This is a genomic window from Pseudomonas sp. 14P_8.1_Bac3, assembly GCF_025466085.1.
In the GTDB taxonomy this organism is placed as follows: domain Bacteria; phylum Pseudomonadota; class Gammaproteobacteria; order Pseudomonadales; family Pseudomonadaceae; genus Aquipseudomonas.
On record NZ_JANLOD010000010.1, the window covers coordinates 59,271 to 73,140 of the forward strand.

The 13,870-nt window shown below is 61.6% G+C and carries 15 protein-coding genes; 6 read left to right on the top strand and 9 right to left on the bottom strand.

The annotated features are described in order from the left end of the window. Window positions 1-96: 96 nt before the first annotated feature. On the top strand, window positions 97-1,278 hold the full coding sequence (locus NTD84_RS03980; RefSeq protein ID WP_262163712.1) for a CaiB/BaiF CoA transferase family protein: 1,182 nt from the start codon (window positions 97-99) through the stop codon (window positions 1,276-1,278). Between the two features lie 137 nt (window positions 1,279-1,415). Here NTD84_RS03980 and NTD84_RS03985 read toward each other — a convergent pair whose 3' ends face one another. Together NTD84_RS03985 and NTD84_RS03990 are read right to left on the bottom strand one after the other, a co-directional pair. After that, a complete protein-coding gene (locus NTD84_RS03985; protein WP_262163713.1) occupies window positions 1,416-1,910 on the bottom strand; it encodes a SprT family zinc-dependent metalloprotease in 495 nt (164 codons plus the stop codon). A 156-nt stretch (window positions 1,911-2,066) separates the two neighbouring features. Continuing rightward, window positions 2,067-2,669, bottom strand: coding sequence for a Yip1 family protein (locus tag NTD84_RS03990; RefSeq protein WP_262163714.1), 603 nt, complete (start codon window positions 2,667-2,669; stop codon window positions 2,067-2,069). 275 nt (window positions 2,670-2,944) lie between these two features. Between NTD84_RS03990 and ttcA the strand changes: the two genes are divergently transcribed. Next, a complete protein-coding gene (ttcA, locus tag NTD84_RS03995) occupies window positions 2,945-3,769 on the top strand; it encodes a tRNA 2-thiocytidine(32) synthetase TtcA (protein ID WP_262163715.1) in 825 nt (274 codons plus the stop codon). Between the two features lie 125 nt (window positions 3,770-3,894). Further along, on the top strand, window positions 3,895-4,569 hold the full coding sequence (locus NTD84_RS04000) for a DNA-3-methyladenine glycosylase I (protein WP_262163716.1): 675 nt from the start codon (window positions 3,895-3,897) through the stop codon (window positions 4,567-4,569). A 99-nt stretch (window positions 4,570-4,668) separates the two neighbouring features. On the opposite strand, the gene NTD84_RS04005 is transcribed toward NTD84_RS04000, so the two are convergent. Genes NTD84_RS04005 through arsC form a run of 3 tightly spaced genes read right to left on the bottom strand, consistent with a single transcriptional unit; the run spans window position 4,669 to window position 6,042 of the window. Further along, entirely contained in the window at window positions 4,669-5,094 is a 426-nt protein-coding gene (locus tag NTD84_RS04005) for a DUF2069 domain-containing protein (protein ID WP_262163717.1), read from the bottom strand. 1 nt (window position 5,095) lies between these two features. Then, window positions 5,096-5,692 (bottom strand): NAD(P)H:quinone oxidoreductase, encoded by a 597-nt coding sequence (gene wrbA / locus NTD84_RS04010; protein ID WP_262163718.1) that lies wholly within the window; start codon window positions 5,690-5,692, stop codon window positions 5,096-5,098. Further along, complete coding sequence (gene arsC, locus NTD84_RS04015) at window positions 5,689-6,042, bottom strand: arsenate reductase (glutaredoxin) (RefSeq protein WP_262163719.1); 354 nt, start codon at window positions 6,040-6,042, stop codon at window positions 5,689-5,691. Before arsC ends, wrbA begins: the two co-directional genes overlap by 4 nt. Window positions 6,043-6,156: 114 nt before the next feature. On the opposite strand from arsC, the gene NTD84_RS04020 reads away from it, so the two are divergent. Further along, window positions 6,157-6,624, top strand: a complete 468-nt coding sequence (locus tag NTD84_RS04020) for a TlpA disulfide reductase family protein (protein WP_262163720.1) — start codon at window positions 6,157-6,159, stop codon at window positions 6,622-6,624. 58 nt (window positions 6,625-6,682) lie between these two features. Here NTD84_RS04020 and NTD84_RS04025 read toward each other — a convergent pair whose 3' ends face one another. From NTD84_RS04025 to NTD84_RS04040, 4 genes are all read right to left on the bottom strand, one after another. Beyond that, window positions 6,683-7,087: an META domain-containing protein gene (locus NTD84_RS04025; RefSeq protein ID WP_262163721.1), complete on the bottom strand. Its 405-nt coding sequence runs from the start codon at window positions 7,085-7,087 to the stop codon at window positions 6,683-6,685. Then, entirely contained in the window at window positions 7,087-7,521 is a 435-nt protein-coding gene (locus NTD84_RS04030) for a hypothetical protein (protein ID WP_262163722.1), read from the bottom strand. The genes NTD84_RS04025 and NTD84_RS04030 overlap by 1 nt, the downstream gene beginning before the upstream one ends. Before the next feature lie 77 nt (window positions 7,522-7,598). Next, entirely contained in the window at window positions 7,599-8,591 is a 993-nt protein-coding gene (locus NTD84_RS04035) for a 2-hydroxyacid dehydrogenase (RefSeq protein ID WP_262163723.1), read from the bottom strand. A 153-nt stretch (window positions 8,592-8,744) separates the two neighbouring features. After that, entirely contained in the window at window positions 8,745-11,498 is a 2,754-nt protein-coding gene (locus tag NTD84_RS04040; protein ID WP_262163724.1) for a response regulator, read from the bottom strand. A 215-nt stretch (window positions 11,499-11,713) separates the two neighbouring features. Between NTD84_RS04040 and NTD84_RS04045 the strand changes: the two genes are divergently transcribed. Together NTD84_RS04045 and NTD84_RS04050 are read left to right on the top strand one after the other, a co-directional pair. Beyond that, window positions 11,714-12,436 carry a response regulator transcription factor gene (locus NTD84_RS04045; RefSeq protein ID WP_262163725.1) on the top strand — a complete coding sequence of 241 codons (723 nt, stop codon included), beginning with the start codon at window positions 11,714-11,716 and terminating at the stop codon, window positions 12,434-12,436. Beyond that, complete coding sequence (locus tag NTD84_RS04050) at window positions 12,423-13,847, top strand: sensor histidine kinase (protein WP_262163726.1); 1,425 nt, start codon at window positions 12,423-12,425, stop codon at window positions 13,845-13,847. The genes NTD84_RS04045 and NTD84_RS04050 overlap by 14 nt, the downstream gene beginning before the upstream one ends. Window positions 13,848-13,870: the final 23 nt, after the last annotated feature.

Consider the following 13,870-nt stretch of genomic DNA (forward strand, 5'->3'; position numbering starts at 1 on the left):
CGATTTGAGCGTAACGGTCACAGTTGCTGACACATCAGGTGATTGCCGCAATGCCATCGGCTGCCTAGGCTGGAAGGATCGCACAGGAGGTCACTCATGCTCGGTCCACTGGCATCACTCAAGGTTCTGGATTTCTCGACACTGCTGCCGGGGCCGTTTGCCTCGCTGCTGTTAGCCGACATGGGCGCCGAGGTGTTGCGCATCGAATCGCCGACCCGCCTGGACCTGCTGCGGGTGCTGCCGCCCCACGACCAAGGGGTGTCGGCCAGCCATGCGTACCTCAATCGCAACAAGCGCAGCCTTGCGCTGGACCTCAAGCAGCCCGAGGCGCTGGAAGTCATCACGCAGTTGCTTCAGGACCACGACATCGTCCTCGAACAATTTCGCCCCGGCGTTATGGAGCGGCTGGGCCTGGGTTATGAAGCGTTGAAGGCGATCAATCCACGGCTGATCTACGTGTCGATCACCGGCTACGGGCAGACCGGCCCCTACAAGGACCGCGCCGGCCATGACATCAATTATCTGGCGCTGGCAGGGCTGGCGAGCTACACCGGCCGCGCCGACAACGGGCCATTGCCCTTGGGCATGCAAGTGGCGGATGTCGCCGGTGGTTCGTTGCACGGCGTCATCGGCCTGCTGGCAGCGGTGATTGCCCGGCAGCAAAGCGGCGTGGGACAGCATCTGGACGTGAGCATGACCGACTGCGCGTTCAGCCTGAACGCCATGGCCGGTGCCGGCTATCTGGCCTGTGGTGAGTCGCCGGATCGGGAAGCGCAGATGCTCAATGGCGGCAGTTTTTATGACTACTACCGTTCGCGGGACGGACGTTGGCTGTCGGTGGGCAGCCTGGAGCCGGCCTTCATGAAGCAACTGTGCACGGCGCTGGGGCTGGAGGAGCTGGCTGCTCTGGGTTTGTCGCCTCAGCCGGCCCAGCAAAAGAAGCTCAAGGAGGCGCTGAAGACTGAATTCGAGAAGCATGACTTTGCCGAGTTGTGCGCGCTGTTTGCCGAGCTGGATGCTTGTGTCGAACCGGTGCTGAGTCTCGGCGAGGCGGTGCGGCATCCGCAGTTGCAGGCACGGCAGGTGGTGGTTGACGTGCCGCGGGGAGACGGCTCCAGTCAACCGCAGATGGCCTGTCCGTTGAAGTTTTCAGCGGGGTTGCCGGAGCCGAAGCATATGGGTGCGGCGCTGGGGCAGCATACGGATCAGGTGTTGGGGGAGTTGGGGTTTGGTGTGGAGCGCATTGAAGCCTTGCGGCGGGCCAAGGTGATTCTCTAGTGGTCTTGCGGGCCTCTTCGCGGGCAAGCCCGCTCCCACAGGTTGTGGTGTTGAATATCCGATTTGTGAACGACGCCGATCCCTGTGGGAGCGGGCTTGCCCGCGAAGAGGCCCGTGTGGGCACCACAAAATCCGCCTTACTCGACCCGCATCTCCCCACTGAACACCAACGTACTCCGGCAACGCCGGCACAAATACCGTCGCCCCTGTCGCACCAGGCTATGGCGTTGCGCCGAAAACGGGAAATCGCTGTCGGCGCACGGGCATCGGTAGATATAGCGGGTCACGCTACGACGCTTGACGTCATAGGTGTGGCAGCGATTGGGTGGCAGTTCGTACACGCCGCGCATGATCAACTGCCACTCCTCGCCGTGGGGCTGGATACGATCGCCAAACAACTGATGGGCGATCAGGTGCGCCACTTCGTGGGCGACGGTCTGCTTGAGGAAGTCTTCGGTGTTTTCCCGGTACAGCTGCGGATTGAAGCGCAGCAGGTTCTCGTGCAGATGCGCGACACCGGCTTTTTGCCCGCGCAGCTTGAGGCTGACTACGGGGCGTTTGAAAGTACGTTTGAAAAAGGATTCGGCTTGTTGGAAACAGTCTTCGACACGGGTATTGAGTTGCTCGGGCATGCTTGATGGATCTCCAGAGACGTCGAGTATGCCGCAAGCCTGAAGGCTTGCGAATCGCCGAGGCGCCGAATGGTCGTCCCGCTGTTTCGTTCCTGGCAGTGAAAGGCCGCCTTGCGGCGGCCTGTATTGGCAGATCTTGTTTTAGGAAGGATATTGCTAATTCGTATAGACCGGCCCCACGCCGAGTCCCCAGACAATGACCGTGAATGCCATGATGGCTACCAGCACCACCAGGCCAACAGCGAGCACCGAACTTGAAAACAGGAATCCTTCGTCGGTTGGAATGTTCATGAACGTGGGCAAACCCACATACAGCAGGTACACCGTGTAGCAGATGGCCGCCGTCCCGATAATCATCCCCAGCCACATGTGCGGGTACAGCGCCGCGAGGCCGCCGATGAACAGCGGGGTGGCGGTATAGGTCGCAAACGCAACGCAACGGGCCAGGCTCGGATTGGCATCATAGGTGCGCGCCATCCAGTGGATGAATGCGCCCATGACTGCAACGCCCCCGAGCATCGCCACGTACGACATGATTGTCATCCATAGCGCACTCTCGGTCGTCAGCATCACCGGCGCTCGATTGCCGATGACCCAGCCGACCTGCGTGGTGCCGATAAACGCCGACACGGCGGGGATCGCCGCCAGAATCAGCGTGTGGGTCAGGTACATGTGGCTGATGCTTTCCTCCTGGTCGCCACGGATGTCTTTCCATTCCTGGTCGGGGTGGGTGAAGAGCCCCACTACGTGATGGATCATGCCAGTCACTCCTCTTGTTTTTACCGTCGCCCCCCAGTGGAGCGCCTACAGGCCAAAGTGGCCAAGTAAGTAAAGGTCTGGATATGTATGCGACCTTATGTCGCAGTATAGAAAGGAGTTACCGGCGCAGGTTGTGGGGCGTTAGAGCAAATCGCGCTGTAAACCCTCCTACTAATCGCCGCTGGAACTGTCCCGCAGGGATGGAGGGCACTTCGCCCGCGCAGGGTTTTTGCGTAAAATGCCGGCCTTTCGTCACACCTCACGGATTTCGCGTCATGGGCACTCTCACGGTCAACCAGAACAAACTGCAAAAGCGCCTTCGCCGTCAGGCCGGTGAGGCGGTTGCCGATTTCAACATGATCGAAGACGGCGACAAGGTCATGGTCTGCCTGTCCGGTGGCAAGGACAGCTACACCATGCTCGACGTGCTGATGCATTTGCAGAAGGTCGCGCCGATCCGGTTCGAGATCGTCGCCGTGAACATGGACCAGAAGCAGCCGGGCTTTCCTGAGCATGTGCTGCCGGCGTATCTGAAAGCGCTGGGGATCGAGTACCACATCGTCGAGAAAGATACCTACTCGGTGGTCAAGGAACTGATTCCGGAAGGCAAGACCACCTGCTCGCTGTGCTCGCGCCTGCGTCGCGGCACGCTCTACACCTTCGCCGACGAAATCGGCGCGACCAAGATGGCCCTCGGTCATCATCGCGACGACATCGTCGAGACGTTCTTCCTCAACATGTTCTTCAACGGCTCGCTAAAGGCCATGCCGCCGAAGCTGCGCGCCGACGACGGCCGCAACGTGGTGATTCGCCCGCTGGCCTACTGCAACGAAAAAGACATTCAGGCCTACTCGGACTTCAAGCAATTCCCGATCATCCCGTGCAACCTCTGCGGTTCCCAGGAAAACCTGCAGCGTCAGGTGGTCAAGGACATGCTTCAGGACTGGGAGCGCAAGACGCCGGGCCGCACCGAAAGCATTTTCCGCAGCTTGCAGAACGTGATTCCGTCGCAGCTGGCGGATCGCAACCTGTTTGATTTCACCAGCCTCAAGATCGACGAAACCGCGGCTTCGCGCTTCGTCAACGTCGTCAACCTTTGATCAAAAAACTGTGGGAGCGGGCTTGCTCGCGAAGGGGAGTGTCATTCAACAATGATGTTGGCTGATACACCGCTTTCGCGAGCAAGCCCGCTCCCACAGGTCATCTTTATTCCTCAGGAGAGGGCATGCGCGACTACAAGTGGCTGCACGAATACTGTCTGAACCGCTTCGGTTCAGCAGCTGAACTGGAAGCCCATCTGCCCGTCCCCAAGACGCCGGCGCAATTGCGCAAGATCAGCGACGACCGATACCTCTCGACCATGGCGCTGCGCGTGTTCCGCGCCGGCCTCAAGCACAGCCTGGTGGACGCCAAATGGCCGGCCTTCGAAGAAGTGTTTTTCAAGTTCGACCCGGAAAAGGTCGTGCTGATGAGTGCCGAACACCTTGAGCGCCTGATGCAGGACGCGCGGATCATCCGCCACTTGGGCAAGCTCAAGAGCGTGCCGCGCAATGCGCAGCTCATCCTGGATGTGGCGCAGGAGAAGGGCAGCTTCGGCGCGTTGATCGCCGATTGGCCGGTGACGGATATCGTCGGCTTGTGGACCTACCTGAAAAAACGCGGCCATCAACTGGGCGGTTTGTCGGCGCCGCGCTTTTTGCGCATGGTCGGCAAGGACACGTTTGTGCCGAGCTATGACGTGGTTGCAGCGTTGAACGCGCAGAAGATTGTCGACAAGGTGCCGACCAGCCTGCGCGACCTGGCGTTGGTGCAGGATGTATTTAACCAGTGGCATGAACAGAGCGGTGGGCGGGCGATTAGCCAGCTATCGATGATGCTGGCGTACACCGCCAATCATTGAGGCCGAGTTGATCCCTTCGCGAGCAAGCCCGCTCCCACATTTTGGAGCTGCGGTGTTCGCAAATCCTCTGTGGGAGCGGGCTTGCTCGAAGGCGTCCTGTCAGGCGACTGAAATCTCGCCCTCACCCGCCAACTTGCGGTTCAACTGAAACCGCCACCGCACATACAGCAACGCCGAGCAAAACACCGCCAGGCTCGCGCCCATCTCCAGCAACCCGAACCACTGCCGGTTGGGGTCATACGCTGCCAATGCGCCCTTGATGAAATACAGGTTCACCACGAAGCACATCCACGAATGCCCGCGCGCGCTGCCGACGATCATCCCCGGTGCGAGCAACAGCAATGGCACCAGTTCAATCAGCAAAATCACCCACGGCCGCGCGCCATGCAGGTCGGCGACCACCAGGTAATAAACGCAGAGCAATCCCACCAGGCCGAAGTACCACAACAGGCTGATGACGCGCATCGCCCGCACCCGCGGTTCGAGCCATTCGATGGAAGGCAGCACCTTCGGCTTTTTCGCCATGTCAGCTCACCAACTTTTGCGCAGTCTTCGCCAGGCGCAGACCCAGGGCGCGGCACAGCGCCACTTCATGTTCATTCAGACCGAGTTTGCCATCGGCACCGGCGTGATGACTGGCGCCGTACGGCGTGCCGCCGCCACGGGTCTCCAGCAACGCCGATTCGCTGTAGGGCAGGCCGGTGATCAGCATGCCGTGGTGCAGCAGCGGCAGCATCATCGACAACAGCGTGGTTTCCTGTCCGCCGTGCAGGCTCGCCGTGGAGGTGAACACGCCGGCCGGTTTACCCACCAGCGCGCCGGTGAGCCACAGGTTGCTGCTGCCGTCGAGGAAATACTTGAGCGGCGCCGCCATGTTGCCAAAACGCGTCGGACTGCCGAGGGCCAGGCCGGCGCAGTTCTTCAGGTCCTCGAGGCTGGCGTACAGCGCGCCCTCGTCCGGAATGTCTGGCGACACGGCTTCGCATTCGGTGGAAATCGCCGGCACGGTACGCAGGCGCGCTTCCATTCCGGCCTGTTCGACGCCACGGGCGATCTGCCGCGCCATTTCATTGGTCGAGCCGCTGCGGCTGTAATACAGAACCAGAATGTACGGCGCACTCACGGCAACAACTCCAGCACGTTCTCCGGCGGACGGCCGATGATGGCTTTGTCGCCGACTTCGAGAATCGGTCGCTCCATGAGTTTCGGGTGCGCGGCGATGGCGGCGATCAATTGCGCCTCGCTCAGGCTGGCGTCGGCGAGGTTGAGGGATTTGTACTCGTCCTCACCGGTGCGCAGCAGTTGGCGGGCGCTGAGGCCGAGCTTTTTCAGCAGGCTCTGCAACTGCGTGGTGTCCAGCGGGGTTTCGAGGTAGCGGACCACGGTCGGGGTCAGGCCGCGGGCTTCGAGCAGTTCGAGCGCACCGCGGGATTTCGAGCAGCGCGGGTTGTGATAAAGCGTCAGATCGGTCATGTGCGGGTCGCATCTTGCGTAAGGTGGCGGCTATTCTAACTGGGCAGCGCGTATTCCAGAACCTTGGGAGGCGATGGGTCGCAGGCGCATTCAATTTTGAACAAGGATTACGACATGACAAGGCGACTGGCAGCGGCATTGGCGATCATCGGGACGTTGATGCTAGGGGGCTGCGGCAACGACTATGGCGTCGACCAGAATGGCCATAAAGTCGCCGCCGAACGCCTGGACAAACAATGGCTGGTGCTCAATTACTGGGCCGAGTGGTGCGGTCCGTGCCGGACTGAGATCCCGGAATTGAACGTGCTGGCCGATCGATTGAAAGACAGGAAGATCGGTGTGTTCGGGGTCAACTTCGACAACGTGCAGGGTGAAGAGCTGAAAAGCGCCAGTGAGAAGCTGGGAATCAAGTTCACCGTGCTGGCGCAGGATCCGGCGGAGTTGTTCGAGTTGCCACGCAGTGAAGCGTTGCCGGTGACCTACATCATCGATAACAAGGGCAAGGTGCGTGAACAGTTGATGGGCGAACAGACCGCGGCGGGCGTGATGGCCAAGCTCGAGGCGTTGCAAGCGACCCACTGATTCCATCTGCCGAACTGCGATCCCTTGCAGGAGCCAGCAAGCCGGCTCCTGCAACGTGTTAACCCTCTTCGAGCCACCAGCGCAGCGGCTTGCCTTCGGCGGGCCAGAAGCGCATCTGCTCGATCGGCGAGACGTCCCAGCGCTGCACGCCTTCCAGCGCCTGTAGGAAGCGTTTTTCCTGTTCCATGATCGCCGGTGCGCAGAGTTTGCGAGTGCTGCCGATCTTGCCGAAACTCAGTTTGTCGCCATCGAGGGTGTACGGCGCGAACCAGTGGTTGCAGCCGCCATTGCCGTAGGCCCGACCGTCTTCACCAAGGGTGATGGTCAGGTGGCTGTAATCCATCAGCGGGCGTTCACCGATCCATTCAAGGATGTAGCTGCGGTTTTGTTGCAGTTGCACCGGCTCGGCGGCGCAGCCCAGCAGGCTGGCGCCGACCATTGCGGTCAGAGCGAGGTGTTTCATCACACGGGCTCCTGGCAGGTCGGGCACAGGTGTTTCTCGCCAACGGTGGTCCAGCCCAACTCGACGATCCGCGCGGTGGCGGCAGGCTTTTCCGCCTTGTTGCCGAGCTTGGCGTCCACCGCGAACTCGAAGCTCAGTTCTTTGGCGCAGCTGTCGCAGTTGACCTTCCAAGTGTGAATCGCCAGCTCGCCGAACACCGGGCCGCTGGCCACCGCGACCCATTGGCCGGGCGGGTTGATCAGGTGGCGAACCGTTTCGACGGTGAGGCGCATGGACAGGTCCTTGGCACCTTTGAGGGTCACGACAAGCACGTCATTGTTGCGAATCGAGCCGCCGTTGCCGGTGACTTGATAACGCCCCGGCACGAGGGCGCGGCATTCGGTGAGGGTGTGCTGCGGGTTCATCAGGCTATAGCGAAAATCGTGTTCGACCATGGGTCCTCCAAATATGCGCGGCATGCTAGCACGGACATCGGCGCCGCACTGCGCAGGCACGTGACCTTCGATCCGGTTCAGCCCACCTCCACCTGATTTTGCGTCTGCCCGGCCGCCCAGGCCGCAATATTCTGCAACGTTGTCCCGGCAATCGCGCCCAGGGCTTCACGGGTCAGAAAGGCCTGATGCGCGGTGATGATCACGTTGGGGAAGGTCAGCAGACGCGCCAGCACATCGTCTTGCAGCGGCAAATCGGAGCGGTCCTCGAAGAACAGTTGTGCTTCCTCCTCGTACACATCCAGCCCCAGATAACCGAGCTGGCCGTCCTTCAATGCGTCGATCAACGCTGGCGTGTCCACCAGACCGCCACGCCCGGTGTTGATCAACATGGCGCCGGGTTGCATGTGCGCCAGTGATTCACGGTTGATCAGGTACTTGCTCTGCTCGTTGAGCGGGCAGTGCAGGCTGATGATCTGCGACTCGGCCAGCAACTGCGGCAAACTCAAGTAACGGGCGCCGAGGGCTTCGACCTGCGGATTGGGGTAGGGGTCGTAGGCCAGGAGCTGGCAGCCAAAGCCGTTCATGATTTTCGCGAAGGTTGCACCGATCTGGCCGGTGCCGACCACACCGACCGTCTTGCCCACCAGATCGAAGCCTGTCAGTCCGTGGAGGCTGAAATCCCCTTCGCGGGTGCGGTTGTAGGCGCGATGCAGACGACGGTTGAGCGCCAGGATCAGCGCCACCGCATGTTCAGCCACCGCATGGGGCGAGTAGGCCGGGACCCGCACGACCGCCAGTCCCAGGCGTTTCGCCGCCGCCAGGTCAACATGGTTGTAGCCCGCCGAGCGCAGGGCGATCAGGCGCGTGCCGCCCGCGGCCAGGTGTTCGAGCACCGGGGCGCTGAGGTCATCGTTGATAAACGCGCAGACCACTTCGTGATGCTCCGCGAGCGCCACCGTGTCCACGCTCAGTCGCGCCGATTGGAAATGCAGCTCGATGCCGGCGGGGAGGTCGGCGCCGAGAAAACTGTCACGGTCGTAGGTCTGGCTGCTGAAAAGAATCGTGCGCATGCATCCTCCTTGAGGTATCAAGCTTTTGGTCACCCTCCGATTCAATGTGGGAGCGAGCCTGCTCGCGAAGGGGGCCTGTCAGTCAATATCAATGGTGCCTGACCCGCCGCCTTCGCGAGCAGGCTCGCTCCCACAAAAGATCGTTGCGCCGCATCAAGCATTGATCCGTGCATGCGCCGCCAGCCGATTGATCGCTCGATCCAGGTCTTCCAGCGCGCCGGGCGCTTTCGGGTCCTGTTGCTTGAGCAGGGTTTCGCTGCGTTGGCAGGCCGCGCGCAGTTGCGGCACGCCGCAATAACGGGTCGCACCGTGCAGGCGGTGGACCCGCTCGATCAGCGCATTGTGATCGTGGGTTTCCCGAGCCACGCGGATCGCTTCGCGGTCGGCTTCGAGCGACGCCAGCAACATCGCCAGCATGTCCGCTGCCAGATCCGCCTTGCCGGCCGCCAGGCGCAGACCTTCCTCATGGTCCAGCACCTGCAACTCCTGGCCGCTGCCAGGGTTGTCGCTGGCACGCTCCGGCCCTTGGTTGCGCAGCGCCAGCCCGGTCCATTTCAGCACCACTTGCGCCAATTGCCGTTCGCTGATCGGTTTGGTCAGGTAATCGTCCATGCCGCTTTGCAGCAGCGCGCGTTTCTCATTGGCCATGGCGTGGGCGGTGAGGGCCACGATCGGCAGCGGCGTGCAGTGCCGCTCGCTTTCCCACTGACGGATGCTCTCGGTACTTTGTCGTCCATCCATGCCGGGCATCTGCACGTCCATCAGCACCAGGTCGAAGGTCTCGCTCTGCACCGCCTTGACCGCGGCATAACCGCTTTCCACCGCCAGCACCTTCGCCCCGAGGTCCTCGAGCAGGGTTTGCACCAGCAGCAGATTGGCCGGGTTGTCGTCGACGCACAGCACTTTCGGCGCACGGCTCGACACCGGCTCCCCAGGCTCGCTGCGCTGCTGGCGCGGATTGACCAGGTCCGATAGCGCGCGTCGCAGCTTGCGGGTGCAGGCCGGTTTGGCCTGCAACTGACTGTGCGGGTTGGGCACAGAGAGATGGAACAGCGTCTGTTCGGTGGTCGGGCACAGCACCAGCACTTTGCAGCCGAGGTGCTCAAGGTCCCAGATGTGTTGGTTCAACCGCTCCGGCGGCATGTCGTTGCTGGTGATACCGAGCACGGCGAGGTCGATGGCCTGATCGGTCTGGTGCGCCCCGGTTACGCCATTGGTCAGGCTTTCCAGGGTGTTGAACGGCGTGACCTCCAGCCCACAATCCTCCAGTTGATGCTGCAACGCCTGACGCGCCAGTTCGTGGTTTTCCAGTACCGCGACGCGACGTCCCAGCAGCGGCGCGCCGGGCAGGTCTTCGGCATCGTCGCGGGTTTTCGGCAGGCTCAGGCTGATCCAGAACTCCGAACCTTCCCCCGGCGTGCTATCGACGCCGATCTCGCCGCCCATCTGTTCGATCAGGCGCTTGGAAATCACCAGACCCAGACCGGTGCCGCCGGGCTGCCGCGACAGCGAATTATCAGCCTGGCTGAAGGCCTGGAACAACGCGCGTACGTCCTCGTTCGACAGACCAATGCCGGTGTCCTGAATGCTGATGCGCAGCTGCACGCTGTCTTCGTGTTCTTCTTCAAGCATCGCGCGGGCGACGATGGTGCCTTCGCGGGTGAACTTGATCGCGTTGCTCACCAGGTTGGTGAGGATCTGCTTCAGTCGCAGCGGATCGCCCACCAGCGACAGCGGCGTATCGCGGTACACCAGGCTCACCAGTTCCAGCTGTTTGGCGTGGGCGGCTGGGGCGAGGATGGTCAGGGTGTCCTGCAGCAGGTCGCGCAGGTTGAACGGAATATGGTCGAGCACCAGTTTGCCGGCCTCGATTTTCGAGAAATCGAGGATCTCGTTGATGATCCCCAGCAGGCTATCGGCGGATTTTTCGATGGTGCCCAGGTAGTCGAGCTGGCGCGGGGTCAGCTCGCTTTTTTGCAGCAGGTGAGTGAAACCGAGAATACCGTTGAGCGGCGTGCGAATCTCATGGCTCATGTTGGCGAGGAATTCGGATTTGATCCGGCTCGCTTCCAGGGCTTCCTTGCGCGCCAGGTCCAGCTCGATGTTCTGGATTTCGATGGTTTCCAGGTTCTGGCGCACGTCTTCGGTGGCCTGGTCGATGCTGTGCTGCAATTCTTCCTGAGCGTTTTGCAGGGTCCCGGCCATGCGGTTGATGCCGGACGCCAGTTCGTCCAGCTCCTGGCTGCCAAGGGGTGGCAAACGGGTTTCCAGATGACCGTCCTTGAGTTGCGTCACCGCTTGCTTGATCTGGCTCAGCGGCCGGTTGATCGTGCGACCCATGCGCAACGCCAGCAGCGCCGCACCGGCCAGACCCGCGCCGATCAGCAGCAGGCTGGCGAACAGGCTGCGATAACCGCGCAACAGCATGCCGTTGTGGGACAGCTCGAGTTCGACCCAGCCCAGCAGGCGGTCGGCTTCTTCGGGAATCACGTCACCGGCGAGGTTGCGGTGCTTGCCGAACACCGGCAGCAGGTAGCGCGTCGCATCGTTGCCACTGCGTCGCAGCATCTGCGAGCCATTGCCCAGGGGCGCCTGATTGAGCATGGTCGGGCCGGCATGGGCGAGCGGCGAGCGGTCCGGGGCGAGGAAGGTCACCGCGCGCACGTCGGGGGTTTCCAGGGATTGTGTGGCGATGCGTTCCAGCAACTCGGTGTCCCTGTGACTCATGGCCGGGGCAACGAGGGGCGCGAGCTGTTCGGCGATCATTTCGCCGCGCTGCATGAGTTGGGTTTGCAGGTCGGATTGCTGCATCCAGGTAAAATAGCCGCCCAGCACCAGCGCCATCAGGCTGGTCGGAAGCAGGGTCAGCAACAGCACGCGGCCTTTAATTCCCAGTTTCTTGAGCACGCCTCTCTCCTGCATCCAGCCATTTGGGACTCTGCGCGTACATCCGGCACGCGCCACTTGGGCAGTGTAGCGATTTGCTTGCGGGCAATCTTCGTAAAATTGATGTCGTCATTCGTCGGGCCAATCAGCGCTTTGGCGTTGCGGGCAAACCTTGGGTTGCCCCCGGCGAGGCAATCTTGAATAATCAGTCAACTGAGAATTATTTGCAGATACTCATGACTCCCATCTCTATTGGTCATCCCCGCATCCTCTCCATCGAAGACGACCTGGTGCTCGGTGCCTATGTGCACGAGCAATTGGGCCGCAGCGGCTTCCAGGTGACCTGGTGTCAGAACGGCCAGGAAGGCCTGACGATGGCCCGCGAACAGGCGTTCGATGTGGTGCTGATGGACATTCTGCTGCCGGGCATGAACGGTCTGAATGTGCTGACCCAACTGCGCCAGAGTCATTCCACCCCGGTGGTGCTGATGTCGGCGCTGGGGGCGGAGGCGGACCGCATCAGTGGTTTCCGTCTTGGCGCCGATGATTATCTGCCCAAGCCGTTCAGCATGGCTGAGTTGCGTGTGCGCATCGAAGCGATCCTGCGCCGCGTCGCGCTTGACCGTCGGCCGCCTCTCGAACCCGCTGTCGTGGCGGTGGACAGCCTGCGTTTCGACGACGAAGGCTTTGAGGTGTTCTACGGCGAGCAGGCAGCCGGCCTGACCCGCAGCGAGTATCGCTTGCTCGACACCCTCAATCGCAACGGCGATGAGGTACTGAGCAAAGCCTTCCTTTATCAGCACGTGCTGCAACGCGGTTACGCGGCTCATGACCGCAGCCTTGACATGCACATCAGCCAGATCCGGCGCAAGCTCAAGGCCATCGGCTACACCGAGCGGGAAGTACGCACGGTGTGGGGCAAAGGCTACGTCCTGAGTGCTGACCATGAAGTGGGCTGACCTGCCGGGCAGGCATTCGCTGTTCTGGAAGCTCGCCTGTTTGCTGGTGGCGTTCTGTCTGCTGATGATCTGGCTGAGCTGGTCCTGGGGCCGCTACATGGAGGAGCGCAACCAGTTTCTCTCGGATGAGGCCCGAGCCACTCTGACGCGCTATGCCGCTGAAGCCGAACAGGCGTGGCGTCAGGACCAGGGCGCGGGTGTCGATGATTGGCTGAAGAGCATGCAGCACCGAGAAAAAGGCTGGGTGGGTGTCATCGGTGGTGATTTGCAGTCGTTGAGCAGTCTGCCGCTGACCGAACAGGAGATCGAGCGACTGACTTTTCTCCGTGGCCTCGACTGGCCGATCCACAAGAAACGCCTGCCATGGTTGCGCGTGCCGTTTCCCGAGGACCATTCCGCCGGAAACCTGGTCATCGAATTGCCCCAGCGGTTCATGCCCGGACGCTATCAGGTGTTCTGGCGGGTCATCACCAACGGCGTGATTCCCGGCCTGTTCACCTTATTGCTGTGCATCGGCCTGTATCGATTGCTGGTGGTGCCCCTCAACCAACTGCGCGAGCAGGCCAACGCCTGGCGCGCTGATCAACTGGGCGTACGCCTGTCGCACCGCACGACCAATCGGTCCGATGAATTGGGCGAGCTGGGCCGGGCGTTCGACCACATGTCCGAACGCCTGCAAAGCACGGTGGCCCTGCAACAACAGCTGTTGCGCGACCTGTCCCATGAGTTGCGCACGCCCTTGAGCCGTTTGCGGGTGGCCAGCGAAGGTGAACAGAGCCTGACGCAATTGCGCGAACGCATTGGCCGAGAAGTCGACGGCATGCAGCGCTTGGTCGAAGACACGTTGCAGTTGGCCTGGCTCGACACCGAACGCTCGCCATTGCCCGACGAAGCGATCCAGATTCAGGCGATGTGGGAAATGCTCACGGAAAACGCCTGCTATGAAAGTTGTTGCCCGGCAGGGCAGTTGCAATGCGCGGTGGATTCATCCTGCTGGGTGCGCGGCAATCTCAACACCCTGGCCCAGGCGTTGGAAAATATCCTGCGTAACGCCATTCGTCACTCGCCGAAGGGCGGGGTTGTGCGTCTGGGCGGGCGCCGTGATGGCGACTTCTGGCATTTATGGCTGGAGGACGAAGGGGGCGGGGTGGCGGAAGAGGATCTGGAGCGGATCTTCTCGCCGTTCATTCGACTTGATGGTTCGCGGCCGGGGGATGGTGGGTTCGGGTTGGGGTTGAGCATCGCGAGGAACGCGGTGCAGCGGCAGGGCGGGCGGCTTTGGGCTGAGAACACCGGGACCGGGTTGCGGGTGAATATGCGATTGAAGGCCGATGATGGTGCCACCGGTGACGACGCTTTCGCGAGCAGGCTCGCTCCCACCGTGGACGTGTGCCAGCCGCAAACCGTGTGAGCCATCCAACTCCTCTGTGGAAG

What these genes read in the sequence shown, in the direction of transcription:
- NTD84_RS03990 (WP_262163714.1), bottom strand. Translation starts at nt 2,669, where the DNA reads ATGATCCATCACGTAGTGGGGCTCTTCACCCACCCCGACCAGGAATGG.
- NTD84_RS04030 (WP_262163722.1), bottom strand. Translation starts at nt 7,521, where the DNA reads ATGGTCGAACACGATTTTCGCTATAGCCTGATGAACCCGCAGCACACC.
- NTD84_RS04025 (WP_262163721.1), bottom strand. Translation starts at nt 7,087, where the DNA reads ATGAAACACCTCGCTCTGACCGCAATGGTCGGCGCCAGCCTGCTGGGC.
- NTD84_RS03980 (WP_262163712.1), top strand. Translation starts at nt 97, where the DNA reads ATGCTCGGTCCACTGGCATCACTCAAGGTTCTGGATTTCTCGACACTG.
- NTD84_RS04005 (WP_262163717.1), bottom strand. Translation starts at nt 5,094, where the DNA reads ATGGCGAAAAAGCCGAAGGTGCTGCCTTCCATCGAATGGCTCGAACCG.
- NTD84_RS04050 (WP_262163726.1), top strand. Translation starts at nt 12,423, where the DNA reads ATGAAGTGGGCTGACCTGCCGGGCAGGCATTCGCTGTTCTGGAAGCTC.
- NTD84_RS03985 (WP_262163713.1), bottom strand. Translation starts at nt 1,910, where the DNA reads ATGCCCGAGCAACTCAATACCCGTGTCGAAGACTGTTTCCAACAAGCC.
- NTD84_RS04035 (WP_262163723.1), bottom strand. Translation starts at nt 8,591, where the DNA reads ATGCGCACGATTCTTTTCAGCAGCCAGACCTACGACCGTGACAGTTTT.
- ttcA (WP_262163715.1), top strand. Translation starts at nt 2,945, where the DNA reads ATGGGCACTCTCACGGTCAACCAGAACAAACTGCAAAAGCGCCTTCGC.
- NTD84_RS04045 (WP_262163725.1), top strand. Translation starts at nt 11,714, where the DNA reads ATGACTCCCATCTCTATTGGTCATCCCCGCATCCTCTCCATCGAAGAC.
- NTD84_RS04000 (WP_262163716.1), top strand. Translation starts at nt 3,895, where the DNA reads ATGCGCGACTACAAGTGGCTGCACGAATACTGTCTGAACCGCTTCGGT.
- arsC (WP_262163719.1), bottom strand. Translation starts at nt 6,042, where the DNA reads ATGACCGATCTGACGCTTTATCACAACCCGCGCTGCTCGAAATCCCGC.
- NTD84_RS04020 (WP_262163720.1), top strand. Translation starts at nt 6,157, where the DNA reads ATGACAAGGCGACTGGCAGCGGCATTGGCGATCATCGGGACGTTGATG.